General features: G+C 68.8%; 14 protein-coding genes and 1 pseudogene. 11 read left to right on the top strand and 4 right to left on the bottom strand.

The annotated features are described in order from the left end of the window. Window positions 1-61: 61 nt before the first annotated feature. From KBA23_RS02245 to KBA23_RS02200, 10 genes and pseudogenes are all read left to right on the top strand, one after another. On the top strand, window positions 62-2,023 hold the full coding sequence (locus KBA23_RS02245) for an AMP-binding protein (RefSeq protein ID WP_290736319.1): 1,962 nt from the start codon (window positions 62-64) through the stop codon (window positions 2,021-2,023). Window positions 2,024-2,076: 53 nt separating this feature from the next. Beyond that, complete coding sequence (locus KBA23_RS02240; RefSeq protein WP_290736419.1) at window positions 2,077-2,832, top strand: ABC transporter ATP-binding protein; 756 nt, start codon at window positions 2,077-2,079, stop codon at window positions 2,830-2,832. A 1-nt stretch (window position 2,833) separates the two neighbouring features. Beyond that, window positions 2,834-3,832, top strand: coding sequence for a branched-chain amino acid ABC transporter permease (locus tag KBA23_RS02235; protein ID WP_290736316.1), 999 nt, complete (start codon window positions 2,834-2,836; stop codon window positions 3,830-3,832). Window position 3,833: 1 nt separating this feature from the next. Then, window positions 3,834-4,205, top strand: a complete 372-nt coding sequence (locus KBA23_RS02230; RefSeq protein ID WP_290736313.1) for a VOC family protein — start codon at window positions 3,834-3,836, stop codon at window positions 4,203-4,205. 1 nt (window position 4,206) lies between these two features. Beyond that, window positions 4,207-4,578, top strand: a complete 372-nt coding sequence (locus tag KBA23_RS02225) for a VOC family protein (RefSeq protein ID WP_290736310.1) — start codon at window positions 4,207-4,209, stop codon at window positions 4,576-4,578. Window positions 4,579-4,582: 4 nt separating this feature from the next. Beyond that, window positions 4,583-5,659 (top strand): branched-chain amino acid ABC transporter permease, encoded by a 1,077-nt coding sequence (locus tag KBA23_RS02220; RefSeq protein WP_290736307.1) that lies wholly within the window; start codon window positions 4,583-4,585, stop codon window positions 5,657-5,659. A gap of 40 nt (window positions 5,660-5,699) precedes the next feature. After that, complete coding sequence (locus tag KBA23_RS02215) at window positions 5,700-6,995, top strand: ABC transporter substrate-binding protein (protein ID WP_290736304.1); 1,296 nt, start codon at window positions 5,700-5,702, stop codon at window positions 6,993-6,995. A gap of 60 nt (window positions 6,996-7,055) precedes the next feature. Beyond that, window positions 7,056-7,880 carry an ABC transporter ATP-binding protein gene (locus KBA23_RS02210; RefSeq protein ID WP_290736301.1) on the top strand — a complete coding sequence of 275 codons (825 nt, stop codon included), beginning with the start codon at window positions 7,056-7,058 and terminating at the stop codon, window positions 7,878-7,880. After that, window positions 7,868-9,085, top strand: coding sequence for a phenylacetate--CoA ligase family protein (locus KBA23_RS02205; protein WP_290736298.1), 1,218 nt, complete (start codon window positions 7,868-7,870; stop codon window positions 9,083-9,085). The genes KBA23_RS02210 and KBA23_RS02205 overlap by 13 nt, the downstream gene beginning before the upstream one ends. A 65-nt stretch (window positions 9,086-9,150) precedes the next feature. Next, window positions 9,151-9,306, top strand: a pseudogene (locus tag KBA23_RS02200) (transposase); the annotation flags it as partial. A 171-nt stretch (window positions 9,307-9,477) separates the two neighbouring features. Here KBA23_RS02200 and KBA23_RS02195 read toward each other — a convergent pair. The 4 genes from KBA23_RS02195 to lepB are packed head-to-tail and all read right to left on the bottom strand — an operon-like array spanning window position 9,478 to window position 12,213. Then, window positions 9,478-9,810 carry a DUF1491 family protein gene (locus KBA23_RS02195; RefSeq protein WP_290736295.1) on the bottom strand — a complete coding sequence of 111 codons (333 nt, stop codon included), beginning with the start codon at window positions 9,808-9,810 and terminating at the stop codon, window positions 9,478-9,480. Window positions 9,811-9,815: 5 nt separating this feature from the next. Beyond that, on the bottom strand, window positions 9,816-10,736 hold the full coding sequence (era, locus tag KBA23_RS02190; RefSeq protein WP_290736292.1) for a GTPase Era: 921 nt from the start codon (window positions 10,734-10,736) through the stop codon (window positions 9,816-9,818). Then, entirely contained in the window at window positions 10,733-11,413 is a 681-nt protein-coding gene (rnc, locus tag KBA23_RS02185) for a ribonuclease III (RefSeq protein ID WP_290736290.1), read from the bottom strand. The genes era and rnc overlap by 4 nt, the downstream gene beginning before the upstream one ends. Continuing rightward, a complete protein-coding gene (gene lepB, locus KBA23_RS02180; protein ID WP_290736287.1) occupies window positions 11,410-12,213 on the bottom strand; it encodes a signal peptidase I in 804 nt (267 codons plus the stop codon). Before lepB ends, rnc begins: the two co-directional genes overlap by 4 nt. A gap of 250 nt (window positions 12,214-12,463) precedes the next feature. On the opposite strand from lepB, the gene lon reads away from it, so the two are divergent. Then, a complete protein-coding gene (gene lon, locus KBA23_RS02175; protein WP_290736284.1) occupies window positions 12,464-14,875 on the top strand; it encodes an endopeptidase La in 2,412 nt (803 codons plus the stop codon). Window positions 14,876-15,330 lie beyond the last annotated feature (455 nt).

The following is a 15,330-nucleotide window of genomic DNA, read 5'->3' as shown; positions in this document are numbered from 1 at the left end:
ACGAACGCAACCGCGCGCAAGGCGAGACGGATAAGGATCACGCCGCGCAGGGAGGTAATCGATGCCCGCCGACGGAATCCCCGCCGACCTCGACGCCTTTCCGAAGCTGCTCGCCCGCAACGCCCGCACGTTCGGGGACCGGCCCGCCTATCGCGAGAAGGAATTCGGGATCTGGCAGTCCTGGACCTGGGCGCAGGCGAAGGAACAGATCGAGGCGCTGGCGGCGGGGTTCGCGGAGATCGGTCTCGCCGAGGGCGACTATCTCGCGATCATCGGGCGGAACCGGCCCTACCTCTACTGGGCGATGGTGGCGGCGCAGCACTGCGGCGCGGTGCCGGTGCCGCTCTATCAGGACGCCGTCGCCGAGGAGATGGAATACGTCCTCGAGCATTGCGGCGCGCGGTTCGTCGTCGCCGGCGACCAGGAGCAGGTCGACAAGGTGCTGGAGATCCAGAGCCGGCTGCACCACCTCGAGACGGTCGTCTATCTCGACCCGCGCGGGATGCGGAACTACGACCACACGCGGCTGAAGGCCTATTCGGACGTGCAGGCGGCGGGCCGCAGCTCGGCGCCGGCGGTGCGGGAGGCCATTGCGGCGCGGGTGGCGCGGCAGGGGCCGGACGACACCTGCGTCATGCTCTATACCTCGGGCACCACGGGCAAGCCCAAGGGCGTGGTTCTGTCGAACCGCAACATCGTCGCCACGGCCAAGGCGAGCGCCGATTTCGACAAGCTGAGCGCCGAGGACAGCGTGCTCGCCTATCTGCCGATGGCATGGGTGGGCGACTTCATCTTCTCGATGGGTCAGGCCTACTGGGCCGGGTTCTGCGTGAACTGCCCGGAGAGCCCCGCGACGATGCAGGCCGACCTGCGCGAGATCGGGCCGACCTACTTCTTCGCGCCGCCGCGGTTCTTCGAGGGCCTGCTGACCAGCGTGACGATCCGGATGGAGGACGCCGGGCGGGCCAAGCGGCGGATGTTCCGGTCGTTCATGGATCTGGCGCGGCGCGTGGGGCCGGCGATCCTCGACGGCAAGCCGGTCTCGGCGGGCGACCGGGCGCGCTATGCGCTCGGCGAGGCGCTGGTCTACGGGCCGCTCAAGAACACGCTGGGCCTGAGCCGGGTGCGGGTGGGCTACACGGCGGGCGAGGCGATCGGGCCCGAGATCTTCGAGTTCTACCGTGCGATCGGGATCAACCTGAAGCAGCTCTACGGCCAGACCGAGGCCAGCGTCTTCATCACCCAGCAACCGGACGGCGCGGTGCGGGCCGACACGGTGGGGGTGCCGAGCCCGGGCGTGGAGATCCGCATCGACGAGAACGGCGAGGTTTTCTACCGCTCGCCGGGGACGTTCGTGGAGTATTTCAGGAACCCCGAGAGCACGGCCTCGACCAAGGACGCCGAGGGCTGGGTGGCCACCGGCGACGCGGGCTTCATCGAGGAGGGCTCGGGGCACCTGCGGATCATCGACCGGGCGAAGGACGTGGGCAAGCTGGCGTCGGGCGCGCTTTTTGCGCCGAAGTTCGTGGAGAACAAGCTCAAGTTCTATCCGAACGTGCTCGAGGCGGTGGTGTTCGGCAACGGGCGCGACTACTGCACCGCCTTCATCAACATCGACCTGACGGCGGTGGGCAACTGGGCGGAGCGCAACAACATCGCCTATGCGTCCTATCAGGAGCTGGCGCAGCATCCGAAGGTCTACGAGACGATCGCGGGGCATGTCGCGGAGGTCAACCGCAGCCTCGCGGAGGATCCGATGCTCGCGGGCTGCCAGATCGCGCGCTTCCTGATCCTGCACAAGGAGCTCGACGCCGACGACGGCGAGCTGACGCGGACGCGGAAGGTGCGCCGCAGGATCATCGAGGAGAAGTTCGCCGACCTGATCGCGGCGCTCTACGGCGGCAGGGACAGCGTCTACACCGAGACCGAAGTCACCTACGAGGACGGGCGCAAGGGACGGATCAAGGCCACGCTCGCCATCCGCGACGTGGCGGCGGCTCCGCTCCGGAAGGCGGCCGCGTGACCCCGGCCGTGGCGGCGGAGGCGGCTCCGGGGCGGCGCATCGGCGGCGTGCTGATGGAGATGAGGAACATCACCCTGCGCTTCGGCGGCGTGGTGGCGATCAAGGACATCAGCTTCGACATCCGCGAGGGCGAGATCCGCGCGATCATCGGGCCGAACGGCGCCGGCAAGTCGTCGATGCTGAACGTCATCAACGGCTTCTACCATCCCCAGGAAGGCGAGATCTGGTTCCGCGGCGAGAAGCGCGGGTCGTTGCGGCCGCATGCGATCGCGCACCAGGGGATCGCCCGGACCTTCCAGAACATCGCGCTCTTCAAGGGCATGTCGACGCTCGACAACATCATGACCGGGCGCTTCACCAAGATGAAGTCCAACATGTTCTGGCAGGCGCTGTGGAAGGGGCCGGCGGAGAAGGAAGAGTACCAGAACCGCGAGGTGGTCGAGAAGATCATCGACTTCCTCCAGATTCAGGCGATCCGCAAGACGCCGGTGGGGCGGCTGCCCTACGGCTTGCAGAAGCGGGTCGAGCTCGGCCGGGCGCTCGCCGCAGAGCCCAAGCTCCTGCTGCTGGACGAGCCGATGGCCGGAATGAACGTCGAGGAGAAGGAGGACATGAGCCGCTTCATCCTCGACGTGAACGAGGAGTTCGGCACGACGATCGCGCTGATCGAGCACGACATGGGGGTGGTGATGGACATCTCGGACCGGGTGGTGGTGCTCGACTACGGGCGCAAGATCGGGGACGGGACGCCGGACGAGGTGCGCTCGAATCCCGAGGTGATCGAAGCCTATCTCGGCGTGGGCCACTGACATGCCGATCTGGATGCTCGACACCATCGAGGTGATCATCAACGGCCTGATGGTCGGGGTGCTCTATTCGCTCGTCGCGCTTGGCTTCGTGCTGATCTTCAAGGCCAGCGGCATCTTCAACTATGCGCAGGGCGTGATGGCGCTGTTTGCGGCGCTGACGCTCGTGGGGCTGCAATCGGGACAGGTGCCGTTCTCGCACCTGATCAAGGCGGTGACCGGGATCGAGATATCCCATTTCGGCTGGGAGCTGCCGGCCATCGTCGCGATCCTGCTGACGGCGGGCGTGATGGTGATCGTCGCGATCCTCGTCGAGCGGCTGCTGCTGCGGCATCTGGTGAACCAGGAGCCGATCATCCTGTTCATGGCGACGATCGGGCTCGCCTACTTTCTCGAGGGCCTCGGCGACCTGATGTGGGGCGCGGACGTGCGCGCGGTGGAAATCGGGCTGCCGCAGGGCGGAAGCCTCTGGTTCGAGAACCTGACCAAGGGCTGGGCGGCGGATTCCGGCTACTGGGGGATGTATATCGACAAGCTCGACATCACCGCGACGGTGATCGCGGGCATCCTCGTGGTCAGCCTCACCCTGTTCTCGCAGTACACCCGGATCGGGCGGGCGCTCCGGGCGGTGGCCGACGACCACCAGGCGGCGCTGTCCGTGGGCATCTCGCTTCGCGCCATCTGGGTGATCGTCTGGTCGATCGCCGGCATCGTGGCGCTGGTCGCCGGGGCGATGTGGGGGGCGAAGACCGGCGTGCAGTTCTCGCTCAGCCTGATCGCGCTGAAGGCGCTGCCGGTGCTGATCCTCGGGGGGTTCACCTCCATCCCCGGGGCGATCGTCGGCGGCCTCATCATCGGCGTCGGCGAGAAGCTCTTCGAGTTCACCATCGGGCCGATGATCGGCGGCGCGACGGAGAACTGGTTCGCCTACGTGCTCGCGCTGGTGTTCCTGATGTTCCGGCCGCAGGGGCTGTTCGGCGAGCGGATCATCGAGCGGGTATGACATGACGCATCGCAGCCGGCTCGCCGCCCTCGTCATCGACTGCAAGACCGACGACCTCGACGCCGCCGGCGCGTTCTGGGCCGCCGCGCTCGGGCTCGAGGTGCGCCCGGCCGCGCCGAACTATGTCGATCTGGGATCGGTCGGCGGGCTGCACGTCGAGGTGCAGACCGTCGACCACGAGAGCCGCGTGCATCTCGACATCGCCGCCGACGACATTCCGGCGGAGGTGGCCCGGCTCGAGACGCTCGGCGCGCGCAAGGTCGCCGAGGTCAAGACCTGGACGATCATGGAGGCGCCGACCGGACAGCGTTTCTGCATCATCCAGGGCCGCTCGGACGCGTTCCGCGCCACCGCGAACGTCTGGGAGGACTGAGATGCATCGCAGCCGGCTCGCGGGCTTCATCATCGACTGCGAGGGCGCCGATCTCGACGCCGCGGCGGACTTCTGGGGCGGCGCCTTCGGCGACGCGAAGCGGCGCAAGCCGCAGGGTAAGTACGTTCGGCTCGACGAGCGGGGCGGGTTGCAGGTCGAGGTGCAGAAGGTGGCGCATCCGTCCCGGGTGCATCTCGACATCGCCGCCGACGACATCCCGGCCGAGGTCGCCCGACTGGAACGGCTGGGCGCGCGCGTGGTGGAGCGGGTCCGGACCTGGACCGTGATGGAGGCCCCGACCGGACAACGCTTCTGCGTGATCCAGGCCAAGGGCAGGGATTTCGCCGCGACCGCGAACGTCTGGGAGGAGTGAGGCGATGCTCTATCGCGAGGCCGGCGACTTCAAGACGAGCTATGCGGCGGACGAGCAGACGTTCCCGATCCGCTTCGACCGCAATGCCTTCTACGTGCTGGTGGCGGTCGCGTTCCTGCTCGTGCCCTTCGTCATCAACAACTACTGGTCGAATGCGGTCCTGCTGCCGTTCCTGATCTGGTCGATCGCGGCGATCGGGCTCAACATCCTGACGGGCTATTGCGGGCAGGTCTCGCTCGGAACCGGGGGATTCATGGCGGTCGGCGCCTTCGGCGCCTTCAAGCTGATGACGGCGTTTCCAGACCTCAACATCGTCTTCGTCGTGGTCCTCGCCGGCTTCATCACCGCGCTGGTCGGCATGGCGTTCGGCCTGCCGAGCCTGAGGATCAAGGGCTTCTACCTCGCCGTGGCGACGCTCGCGTCGCAGTTCTTCCTGGTCTGGCTCTTCAACAAGGTGCCGTGGTTCATGAACAACTCGGCCACCGGGCATATCAACGCGCCGGTCCGGACGGTGTTCGGCCAGGCGGTGACGGGAGCGGCGGCGACGCCGGCGGCGAAGTACCTCTTCTGCCTCGCCATCCTCGTGGCGCTGGCGCTCGTGGCCAAGAACCTGACGCGGGGACGGATCGGACGGAGCTGGATGGCGATCCGCGACATGGACATCGCCGCCGAGATCATCGGGGTAAGCCCGCTCCGGGCCAAGATCTCGGCCTTCGCGGTCTCGTCCTTCTTCATCGGCGTCGCCGGCGCGCTCTACTTCACGGTCTATTTCGGCGCCGTCGAGGTGACGGACGCCTTCGGGATCCGGGTGTCGTTCCTCGTGCTGTTCATGGTCATCATCGGCGGGCTCGGCTCGATCCTCGGCTCGTTCCTCGGGGCCGGGTTCATGGTGCTGCTGCCGATCCTGCTGAAGAACGTCATGGTCGGCGGCCTCGGCTGGCCGACCGACCTCGCCGCCCATGTGGAGCTGCTCGTGGTCGGGCTGCTGATCATGGTGTTCCTGATCGTCGAGCCGCACGGTCTCGCCCAGCTCTGGCGGCTGACCAAGGAAAAGCTTCGCCTCTGGCCCTTCCCGCACTGAGGGGGCGGCCGCAATGAAACCAACGGGAGGACTGACAAGAATGCGACTGACCCGCACCGCCGCGCTGGCCCTCGCCACCGCGCTGACCGCCGGCCCCGCGCTGGCGGACCTCAACTTCCCCTCGCTCTCCTACCGGACCGGGCCCTACGCCTCCGGCGGCGTGCCCTTCGCCGATGGCTACGCCGACTACTTCACGCTTCTCAACGAGCGCGACGGCGGCATCGGCGGCGAGAAGGCCGTCGTCACCGAATGCGAGACCGCCTACGACACCACCCGCGGCGTCGAGTGCTACGAGCAGCTCCGCGGCGGCCAGCCGCTGGTGCTCCAGCCGATGTCGACCGGCATCACCTACCAGCTCATCCCGCGCATGACCGAGGACAAGCTGCCGCTGCTGACCGTCGGCTACGGCCGCACCTCGGCCGCCGACGGCGCCACCTTCCCCTGGGTCTTCAACTTCCCCGCCACCTACTGGGACGGCGCCTCGGTCGCGATCAAGTACCTGCTCGACGAGAGCGGCGGCAGCCTCGAGGGCAAGAAGATCGCGCTCGTCTACCACAACTCCGCCTATGGCAAGGAGCCGATCCGCACGCTGGAGAAGCTCTCGGAGAAGTACGGCTTCACGCTGACCACCATCCCGGTCGACAGCCCCGGCCAGGAGCAGAAGAGCCAGTGGCTCCAGATCCGCCGCGAGCGCCCCGACTTCGTGCTGATGTGGGGCTGGGGCGTGATGAACTCCGTCGCCGTCAGCGAGGCCGCCTCGATCGGCTTCCCGATGGATCACTTCATCGGCATCTGGTGGTCCGGCGCCGAGCCTGACGTGCTGCCCGCGGGCGCCGGGGCCGACGGCTACAAGGCGCTCGCCTTCACCGGCGTCGGCGACCACTACAAGTTCTATGACGATCTCCGGCAATACGTCACCGACGCCGGCAAGGGCGCGGGCGACGGCTCCAGCGTCGGCACGGTCCAGTACAATCGCGGCATCTTCGCCGCCATGCTGGCCGCGGAGAGCGCGAAGAAGGCCCAGGCGCTCGCCGGTCACGCCAACATCACGCCCGAGGAGATGCGCGACGGCATGGAGGCGCTCAGCCTCGACGCCGCCGCGCTGGAGGCGCTCGGCATGACCGGCTTCTCGCCCGAGATCGCCGTGACCTGCCAGAACCATCGCTCCGCCGGCAAGGGCATGATGACCCAGTGGAACGCCGCCGAGAAGAAGTGGGTGGTGCTGACCGACTTCATCGAGCCCGACAACGACGTGATCTGGCCGCTGGTCGAGGAGGACGCCGCCGCCTTCCGCGCCGAGAGCGGAACTGTCCAGCGCGAGTGCCCGGCCGGCTGACCGGCCCGGCGCTGACGTCCCCCCGGCCTGCGGGCCGGGGGCGCTTGTTCGGAGGATGACATGCTCGACGCCGCCCCGCAGGGCGAGACCCTGCTCGAGGTCAACAACATCGAGGTGATCTATAATCACGTCATCCTCGTGCTGAAGGGCGTGAGCCTTTCGGTGCCGAAGGGGGGCGTGACCGCGCTTCTCGGCGGCAACGGCGCGGGCAAGACGACGACGCTGAAGGCGATCTCGAACCTGCTCGCCTCGGAGCGGGGCGATATCACCAAGGGCAGCATCCTCTACCGCGGCGAGCCGGTCGGCGCATTGAACCCGGCCGAGCTGGTGCGCCGCGGCGTGATCCAGGTGATGGAGGGGCGACACTGCTTCGAGCACCTGACCATCGAGGAGAACCTGATGACCGGCGCCTTCACGCGCCGTGACGGCTCGGCCGCGGTCGCCCGGGATCTGGAGATGGTGTACGCCTATTTCCCGCGGCTGAAGGTGCGGCGGAAGAGCCAGGCCGGCTATACCTCGGGCGGCGAGCAGCAGATGTGCGCGATCGGCCGGGCGATCATGTCGCGGCCGGAGACGGTGCTGCTCGACGAGCCGTCGATGGGGCTGGCGCCGCAGCTCGTCGAGGAGATCTTCGGCATCGTGAAGACGCTGAACGAGAAGGAGGGGGTGAGCTTCCTTCTCGCGGAGCAGAACACCAACGTGGCGCTGCGCTTCGCGCATTACGGCTACATTCTCGAGTCGGGGCGGGTGGTGATGGACGGGCCGGCGGCGGCCCTGCGCGAGAACCCGGACGTGAAGGAATTCTATCTCGGCATGTCGGACACCGGGCGGAAGAGTTTCCGCGAGGTGAGGAGCTACAGGAGGCGCAAGCGGTGGCTGGCGTGAGCGAGGAGACGCGGAGCCCCGAGGCGCGGGCGGTCGCGCTCGCCGGAGCCCTGCCGCGGGCGGTGGCGGCGGCGATCGCCGGGGCGCCGGCGATGGCCGCGCATCTCGCCGGGATCGAGGCGGCGGGGGTGGCCGACCGGGCGGCGCTGGCGCGGCTGCCGGTGCTGCGCAAGGCCGAGCTTTCGGCGGCGCAGAAGGCGTCGCCGCCCTATGGCGGCTTCGCGACCGGAAGCGCGGCGGATTTCGACCATGCCTTCCAGAGCCCCGGCCCGATCTACGAGCCGGGCCGGCGCGGCGGCGACTGGTGGCGGATCGGACGGTTCCTGCGCGCCTGCGGCGTGGGGCCGGGCGATCTGGTGCAGAACTGCTTCTCCTACCACCTGACCCCGGCGGGCATGATGTTCGAGGGCGGCGCCGCGGCAGTGGGCGCCGCGGTGATCCCGGCGGGGACGGGCCAGACCGAGCTTCAGGCCGAGGCGGCAGCGCAACTCGGCGCGACAGCCTATGCCGGGACGCCGGATTTCCTCAAGGTCATCCTCGACAAGGCGGACGAACTCGGCCTGCGGCTCGGCTTCACGAAGGCCGCCGTCTCGGGCGGCGCGCTCTTTCCCGCGCTGAGGGCGGGATATGCCGAGCGGGGGATCGCCTGCCTGCAATGCTACGCGACCGCCGATCTGGGCCTGATCGCCTACGAGAGCGCCGGCGGCGAGGGAATGATCGTCGACGAGGGGGTGGTGGTCGAGATCGTCCGCCCAGGGACCGGCGATCCGGTTCCCGAAGGCGAGGTCGGCGAGGTCGTCGTGACCACGCTGAACCCGGACTATCCGCTGATCCGCTTCGCGACCGGCGATCTGTCGGCGGTGTTGCCGGGGACGAGCCCCTGCGGCCGGACCAACATGCGCATCCGCGGCTGGATGGGCCGGGCGGACCAGACGACGAAGATCAAGGGCATGTTCGTGCGGCCCGAACAGGTCGCCGCCCTGGCGGCCCGCCATCCGGAGCTGCGCCGCGTCCGCGTCGTCGCCGAGCGCGACGGCGACGCCGACCGGATGCGCGTCCTCGTCGAGGCCGAGCAGGCCGATCGCCGCGCGCTTGCCGAGAGCGTTCAGGCCCTGCTGCGCCTCCGCGGCGAGGTCGAGATCGTCGCCCCCGGATCGCTCCCGAACGACGGCAAGGTGATCGAGGACCGCCGCAGCTACGACTGACCGGACCTCTGCGCCCCCCTGCCCCATCCGGGGACGCCGGGTGCGGAAAGACGGCGCCGCCAGCGCAACGGGCGGCGACCGCCGAATGCGTGAATGCCCAGGCGCGCAACCGGGGGCTTACCCGCTTCGTCGTCCGGGGCGTGGCGAAAGTCACGGCGGCGGCGCTCTGGTATGCCCTGGCCCACAACATGGCCTGCGCCTGGCGGCTGGCCGCCGCATAGGCGCCGCCCCACCGGACCCCCGATCCCCAACCAGAGGCGGGGACCCGTCGCCCCCATCCTCCAGCCGAACCCAAGGCGCACGCAGTCGGAAACCCCGCACAGGAAGCCGGCCCACATCGTCCCATGCGGGTTCTCACCGCCTTGTCTCCGAGGCGTTTCGTTTTCAGCCTCTCATTCGAGCCCCGCCGCGCCGAGCAGACTCCGCCCGGTGCGGTCCTCGACCTCGATCACCCAGAGGTCGGGATCGTAGCCCCGCTGTCGCGCCAGAGCGGCGTCGACCTCCGTCTCGGGGCCCTCGGCGAGGACGGCCCAGACCCGGCCGCCGCCCATGAGATCGAAGGTGCGGTGGAACGCCTGCGCCCGCCCGTCGAGGGTGGAGACCTTGACGATCACCGCCCCCGCGGTCGCGTCGCCCCGGGCGACGACGAAGGCGGGGATGTCGGCAAGGCGCAGGCGGGTCAGGTAGGCCTGCACCCAGAAGCCGGCGGTCAGCCTCGGCTCCACGGGGCTCAGCGCTCCTTCGGGAAGTCGAGCCCCATCTCGCCGTAGCGCTCGGCCTCGTCGAGCCAGTTCGGCCGCACCTTGACCGTCAGGAACAGATGCACGTCGCGGCCGAGGAAAACCTTCAGTTCCTCGCGCGCCGCCTTGCCGACCGCCTTGATCGTCTCGCCCTTCGGGCCGAGCGCGATGCCCTTGTGGCCGTCGCGGGCGACATAGACCACCTGGTCGATGCGCACCGAGCCGTCCTTGCGCTCCTCCCAGCCCTCGGTCTCGACGGTGAGCTCGTAGGGCAGTTCCTGATGCAGCCGCAGGGTCAGCTTCTCGCGCGTCGTCTCGGCGGCGTGCAGGCGCAGCGGCAGGTCGGCGAGCTGGTCCTCGGGATAGAGCCAGGGCCCGGGGGGAACCTCGCCGGCGAGCCAGCGCCTGAGGTCGGCGACGCCGTGGCCGCGCTCGGCCGAGATCATGAACGTCGCGGCGAAGTCGCGCGCGGCGTTGGCCTGCGCCGCAAGGGCGAGCAGCGCCTCGGCCTTGACCCGGTCGATCTTGTTGATGGCGAGCGCGACCTTGCGCCCGGCGGGCAGGTGCTCGCCGAGCCCGTCGAGGATCGCGTGGACGCCTTCGGTCAGGCCGCGATGCGCCTCGATCAGCAGGACGGTGACGTCGGCGTCGGCCGCCCCGCCCCAGGCCGCGGCGACCATCGCCCGGTCGAGCCGGCGCCGCGGACGGAACAGGCCGGGCGTGTCGACGAAGACCAGCTGTGCGGCGCCTTCCATGGCGATGCCGCGAATGCGGGCGCGCGTAGTCTGCACCTTGTGGGTGACGATCGAGACCTTCGCGCCCACCATGGCGTTCAAGAGCGTCGACTTGCCGGCGTTCGGTTCGCCGATCAGGGCGACGAAGCCGCAGCGGGTTCCGGCGTCCTCGTTCATGCATCGTCTCCGAGGTTGGCGAGGAGCGCCGCCGCCGCGGCCTTCTGGGCCGCGCGCTTGGAAGTCGCCTCGCCCCGCGCCGCGCGGCCGTCGTCGAGCCGGGCCTCGACGGTGAAGACCGGCGCGTGGTCGGGGCCGGAGCGGCCGAGGTCGACATACTCGGGCGGCTGCTGGCCGCGCGCCTGCGCCCATTCCTGCAACGCGGTCTTGGGATCCTGGGCCTGCGCCCGCGTGGCGGCGATGCGCGGGCCCCAGAGGCGGAGGACGGCCGCGCGGGCGGCGTCGAGGCCGGCGTCACGGTAGATCGCGGCGATCGCCGCCTCCATTGCGTCGCCGAGGAGCGCGGTCTTGCGCCGACCACCGGAGAGCGCCTCCGACCGGCCGAGCTTCAGGGCCGCGCCGAGGTCGATCTCCTGGGCCACCTCGGCGCAGGTCTCCTTGCGGACGAGCGCGTTCAGCCGCGGCGCCAGCACGCCCTCCGAGGCGCCCGGGTCGTCGGCGAGCAGCGCCTCGACGATGACGAGGCCGAGCACGCGGTCGCCGAGGAACTCCAGCCGCTGGTTGTCGGCCGGCGCGCCGGTGGAAGGGTGGGTCAGCGCCTCGATCAGCAGCTCCGGCCTGGCGAAGGCGTGTCCGAGCCGCCCCGCCGCCGCCGTCATGGCCTGGCTGAGCTTCACTGCGCCTGGGCGGCCTGGACGGGGACGAAGAACCGGTCCGGCCGCCATGTCCAGAAGAACAGCATCGACGCGCCTCCGGAGGAGAAGATCACCCGGTCCGCCCGACCGACGAAGTTCTCGAACGGCACCGTGCCGACGCCGAAGGCCCCACGCGAGAAGCGGCTGTCGAGCGAGTTGTCGCGGTTGTCGCCCATGAAGAAGAACTCGCCCTCGGGCACGGTGAAGGGGCCGGCGTTGTCGCCGGGTCCGTTCGGCTCGATGTCGAGGATCAGGTGGCGCGGCCCTTCCGGCAGGGTTTCCCAGGACATCGCGGCCTCGCAGTCGCCGTCGGGCGGGACTGGGGCGTTCAGGCAGCGTGGCAGCGCACGCATCGGACCCTGCGGTGCGTTCTCCTCGACGAAGATGCCGGCCGGCTCCTGTGGCGCGACATCGCCGTTGATGTAGAGCACCCCGTCCTTCATCTCGATCACGTCGCCGGGCAGGCCGATCAGCCGCTTGATGTAGTCGGTGCCATTGGTCGGGTGCTTGAACACCACGACGTCGCCCCGGTTCGGCTCGCGTGCCAGGATGCGGCCGGGGATCGGGCAGAGCGAAAACGGGCAGGAATGCCGGCTGTAGCCGTAGGCCATCTTGTTGACGAACAGGAAGTCGCCGATCAGGAGCGTCGGCTTCATCGAGCCGGAGGGGATCCAGAATGGCTGGAAGAACAGCGTGCGGATGACGCCGGCGAGCAGGAGCGCGTAGACGATCGTCTTGACGAGTTCGAGGATCCCGCCCTTGGCCTTGCTCTTGGTCGCCATGCCGGCTCGCCCTCCTGAAGCGCCGCCTTGTCGCCGCTGCTCCCGGGGCTGTCAAGGCGAGGGGTCGCACGCATCGGAACGCCGCCGGGCGGCGTTCTGCGGCCATCCGCCTCTTGCAAGGCCCGGGGGGCGGGCCCAACATGGCGCGCCTTGAAACGTCCGGCGCGGCGGGCCATTTCCTCGTCCAAGGAAAGCGTCCCGCAGCTGGATCGTCCGGGGCGGACCGCTTTGCCAGGACAAAGGACAAACCATGACGACTGAGAGCGGTCAGAGCTTCCCCGTCCTTCCCCTGCGCGACATCGTGGTGTTTCCGCACATGATCGTGCCGCTGTTCGTGGGCCGGGAGAAGTCCGTGCGCGCCCTCGAGGCGGTGATGAAGGACGACCGGCAGATTCTGCTGTCGAGCCAGAAGGACGCCTCGGAGGACGAACCGAAGCCCGAGAGCATCTATCGCGTCGGCGTGCTAGCCAACGTGCTGCAGCTTCTCAAGCTGCCCGACGGCACGGTGAAGGTGCTGGTCGAAGGCAAGTCGCGCGTCAGGATCGACCGCTTCGTCGACAACCCCAGCTTCTTCGAGGCCGAGGCCACCCCGATCGAGGAGACCGAGAAGGATGCCGCCGCGGTCGAGGCGCTGAGCCGGGCCGTGGTCGAGGAGTTCGAGCGCTACGCCAAGCTCAACCGCAACATTTCCGAGGAGGCCGCCGCCTCGATCAGCGATGGCATGGCCGCGGGCAAGCTGGCCGACACCGTGGCCGGTCATCTCGGGGTGAAGCTCGAGGAGCGCCAGAAGCTGCTCGAGGAGCCCGACGTCGGCGAGCGGCTGGAGCTCATCTATGGCCTGATGCAGGGTGAGATGTCCGTGCTCAAGGTCGAGAAGAAGATCAAGAGCCGGGTCAAGACGCAGATGGAGCGGACCCAGCGCGAGTACTACCTCAACGAGCAGATGAAGGCGATCCAGCGCGAGCTCGGCGGCGAGGGCGAGGGCCAGGACGACGCGTCCGAGTTCGAGGAGCGTATCGCCAGGACCAAGCTGTCGAAGGAAGCCCGCGACAAGGCGGTGGGCGAGTTGAAGAAGCTCCGCTCGATGAGCCCGATGTCGGCCGAGGCGACGGTGGTCCGCAACTACCTTGAGTGGATGCTGTCGATCCCCTGGGGCAAGAAGTCGAAGATCCGGAAGGATCTCGGCCACGCCCAGAACGTGCTCGACGACGACCATTTCGGGCTGGAGAAGGTCAAGGACCGCATCATCGAGTTCCTCGCCGTGCAGTCGCGCAGCGACAAGCTGAAGGGGCCGATCCTCTGCCTCGTCGGGCCTCCGGGCGTCGGCAAGACCTCGCTTGGCAAGTCGGTGGCGAAGGCCACGGGCCGCGAGTTCATCCGCATCTCGCTCGGCGGCGTCCGGGACGAGGCGGAGATCCGCGGCCACCGGCGGACCTATATCGGCTCCATGCCCGGCAAGATCATCCAGTCGATGAAGAAGGCGAAGACGGTCAACCCGCTGATCCTGCTCGACGAGATCGACAAGATGGGCCAGGACTTCAGGGGCGATCCGGCCTCCGCAATGCTGGAGGTTCTCGACCCCGAGCAGAACGCAACCTTTTCGGACCACTACCTGGAGGTGGAGTACGACCTCAGCCAGGTGATGTTCATCACCACGGCCAACAGCTACAACATGCCGCGGCCGCTCCTCGACCGTATGGAGATCATCTCGATTTCCGGCTACACCGAGGACGAGAAGGTCGGCATCGCCCGGATGCACCTGATCGCCAAGCAGGAGAAGGGGCACGGGCTGAAGGCCGGAGAGTTCGAGATGACCGACGGTGCGCTCTGCGACATCGTGCGCTACTACACGCGCGAGGCGGGCGTCCGGAACCTCGAGCGCGAGATCGCCAAGCTCTGCCGCAAGGCGGTGACGGAGATCGTCAAGGGCAAGTCGGCCAAGGTCGTGGTAACCTCGGAGAACCTCGAGGAGTATCTGGGCGTGCGCCGGTTCAAGTTCGGGCTCGCGGAGGAGGCTGACCAGGTCGGCGTCGTCACCGGCCTCGCCTGGACCGAGGTGGGCGGCGACCTGCTCTCGATCGAGGCGCTGAAGCTGCCCGGCAAGGGGCGGATGAAGACGACCGGCAAGCTCGGCGAGGTGATGAAGGAGTCGATCGAGGCGGCCGCGTCCTACGTTCGCTCGAAGGCGCCCGATCTCGGCCTGAAGCCGCCGATGTTCGAGACGGTGGACATCCACGTCCACGTGCCGGAGGGGGCGACCCCGAAGGACGGGCCGTCGGCGGGCATCGCGATGGTGACCTCGATCGTGTCGGTCCTGACAGGGATCCCGGTGCGCCGCGACGTGGCGATGACCGGCGAGGTGACGCTGCGCGGCAACGTGCTGCCGATCGGCGGGCTGAAGGAGAAGCTCCTCGCCGCGCTGCGCGGCGGGGTGAAGACGGTGCTGATCCCGGCGGAGAACGTGAAGGATCTGCGCGAGATCCCGGACAACGTGAAGAACGGGCTCGATCTGATCCCCGTCTCCAACGTGACCGACGTGCTCAAGGTGGCGCTGACCCGCGTCCCCGAGCCGATCGAATGGGACGAGGCGGCCGAGGCGGCGAAAGCCGCCGCGGCCGCCGCCCCCGGCGCGGCGACCCCGCCGGCGCCGGCGGCGCACTGACGAAAGCCATCCGCAGGGGGCGGCGCAGCTTCGGCGGCGCCGCCCCCGTTCTTACAGCAATCGCCGCGACGAACACCCTGTACCGCGACCGCTTGCCCGGGAATGTCCCGCCCGATGTTGAAATGGCGTTGGCGACGTTGCCGCCAACGTGGTTGGTCCGGATTTCTCACGAGCGTATCGCTTCCATTGGTCATCCTCCTCCTTCCAGTCGGTCGTGAGGCGCGAGATCGTCCTCGGCGACAGGCGCATCGGCCCCGAGCAGCGCGGCCAGCGCCTGAAACGGGCCCCCCTATCGGCGTCGAAAAGGGACCCCTCCCGTGGTAGGGGCAACGCGCCTGACGCGCCGGAGCTTGTCGGTGGCGCAGGCGTGTCAGGCGCGTTTTGGGGCGTGGAGGGTCGGGTCAGGCGCGGTTCTTGAAACGCCAGCTCTCGTTGCCGGTCTCGACGGCTCGCCA

Source organism: Amaricoccus sp., from assembly GCF_017995835.1.
GTDB lineage: Bacteria > Pseudomonadota > Alphaproteobacteria > Rhodobacterales > Rhodobacteraceae > Amaricoccus.
This window is presented reverse-complemented; position numbering and strand designations above follow the sequence as displayed.

Excerpts from the sequence above, each read along its gene's own strand:
- KBA23_RS02245 (WP_290736319.1), top strand. The coding sequence starts at position 62 with ATGCCCGCCGACGGAATCCCCGCCGACCTCGACGCCTTTCCGAAGCTG.
- KBA23_RS02240 (WP_290736419.1), top strand. The coding sequence starts at position 2,077 with ATGGAGATGAGGAACATCACCCTGCGCTTCGGCGGCGTGGTGGCGATC.
- KBA23_RS02235 (WP_290736316.1), top strand. The coding sequence starts at position 2,834 with ATGCCGATCTGGATGCTCGACACCATCGAGGTGATCATCAACGGCCTG.
- KBA23_RS02230 (WP_290736313.1), top strand. The coding sequence starts at position 3,834 with ATGACGCATCGCAGCCGGCTCGCCGCCCTCGTCATCGACTGCAAGACC.
- KBA23_RS02225 (WP_290736310.1), top strand. The coding sequence starts at position 4,207 with ATGCATCGCAGCCGGCTCGCGGGCTTCATCATCGACTGCGAGGGCGCC.
- KBA23_RS02220 (WP_290736307.1), top strand. The coding sequence starts at position 4,583 with ATGCTCTATCGCGAGGCCGGCGACTTCAAGACGAGCTATGCGGCGGAC.
- KBA23_RS02215 (WP_290736304.1), top strand. The coding sequence starts at position 5,700 with ATGCGACTGACCCGCACCGCCGCGCTGGCCCTCGCCACCGCGCTGACC.
- KBA23_RS02210 (WP_290736301.1), top strand. The coding sequence starts at position 7,056 with ATGCTCGACGCCGCCCCGCAGGGCGAGACCCTGCTCGAGGTCAACAAC.
- era (WP_290736292.1), bottom strand. The coding sequence starts at position 10,736 with ATGAACGAGGACGCCGGAACCCGCTGCGGCTTCGTCGCCCTGATCGGC.
- lepB (WP_290736287.1), bottom strand. The coding sequence starts at position 12,213 with ATGGCGACCAAGAGCAAGGCCAAGGGCGGGATCCTCGAACTCGTCAAG.
- lon (WP_290736284.1), top strand. The coding sequence starts at position 12,464 with ATGACGACTGAGAGCGGTCAGAGCTTCCCCGTCCTTCCCCTGCGCGAC.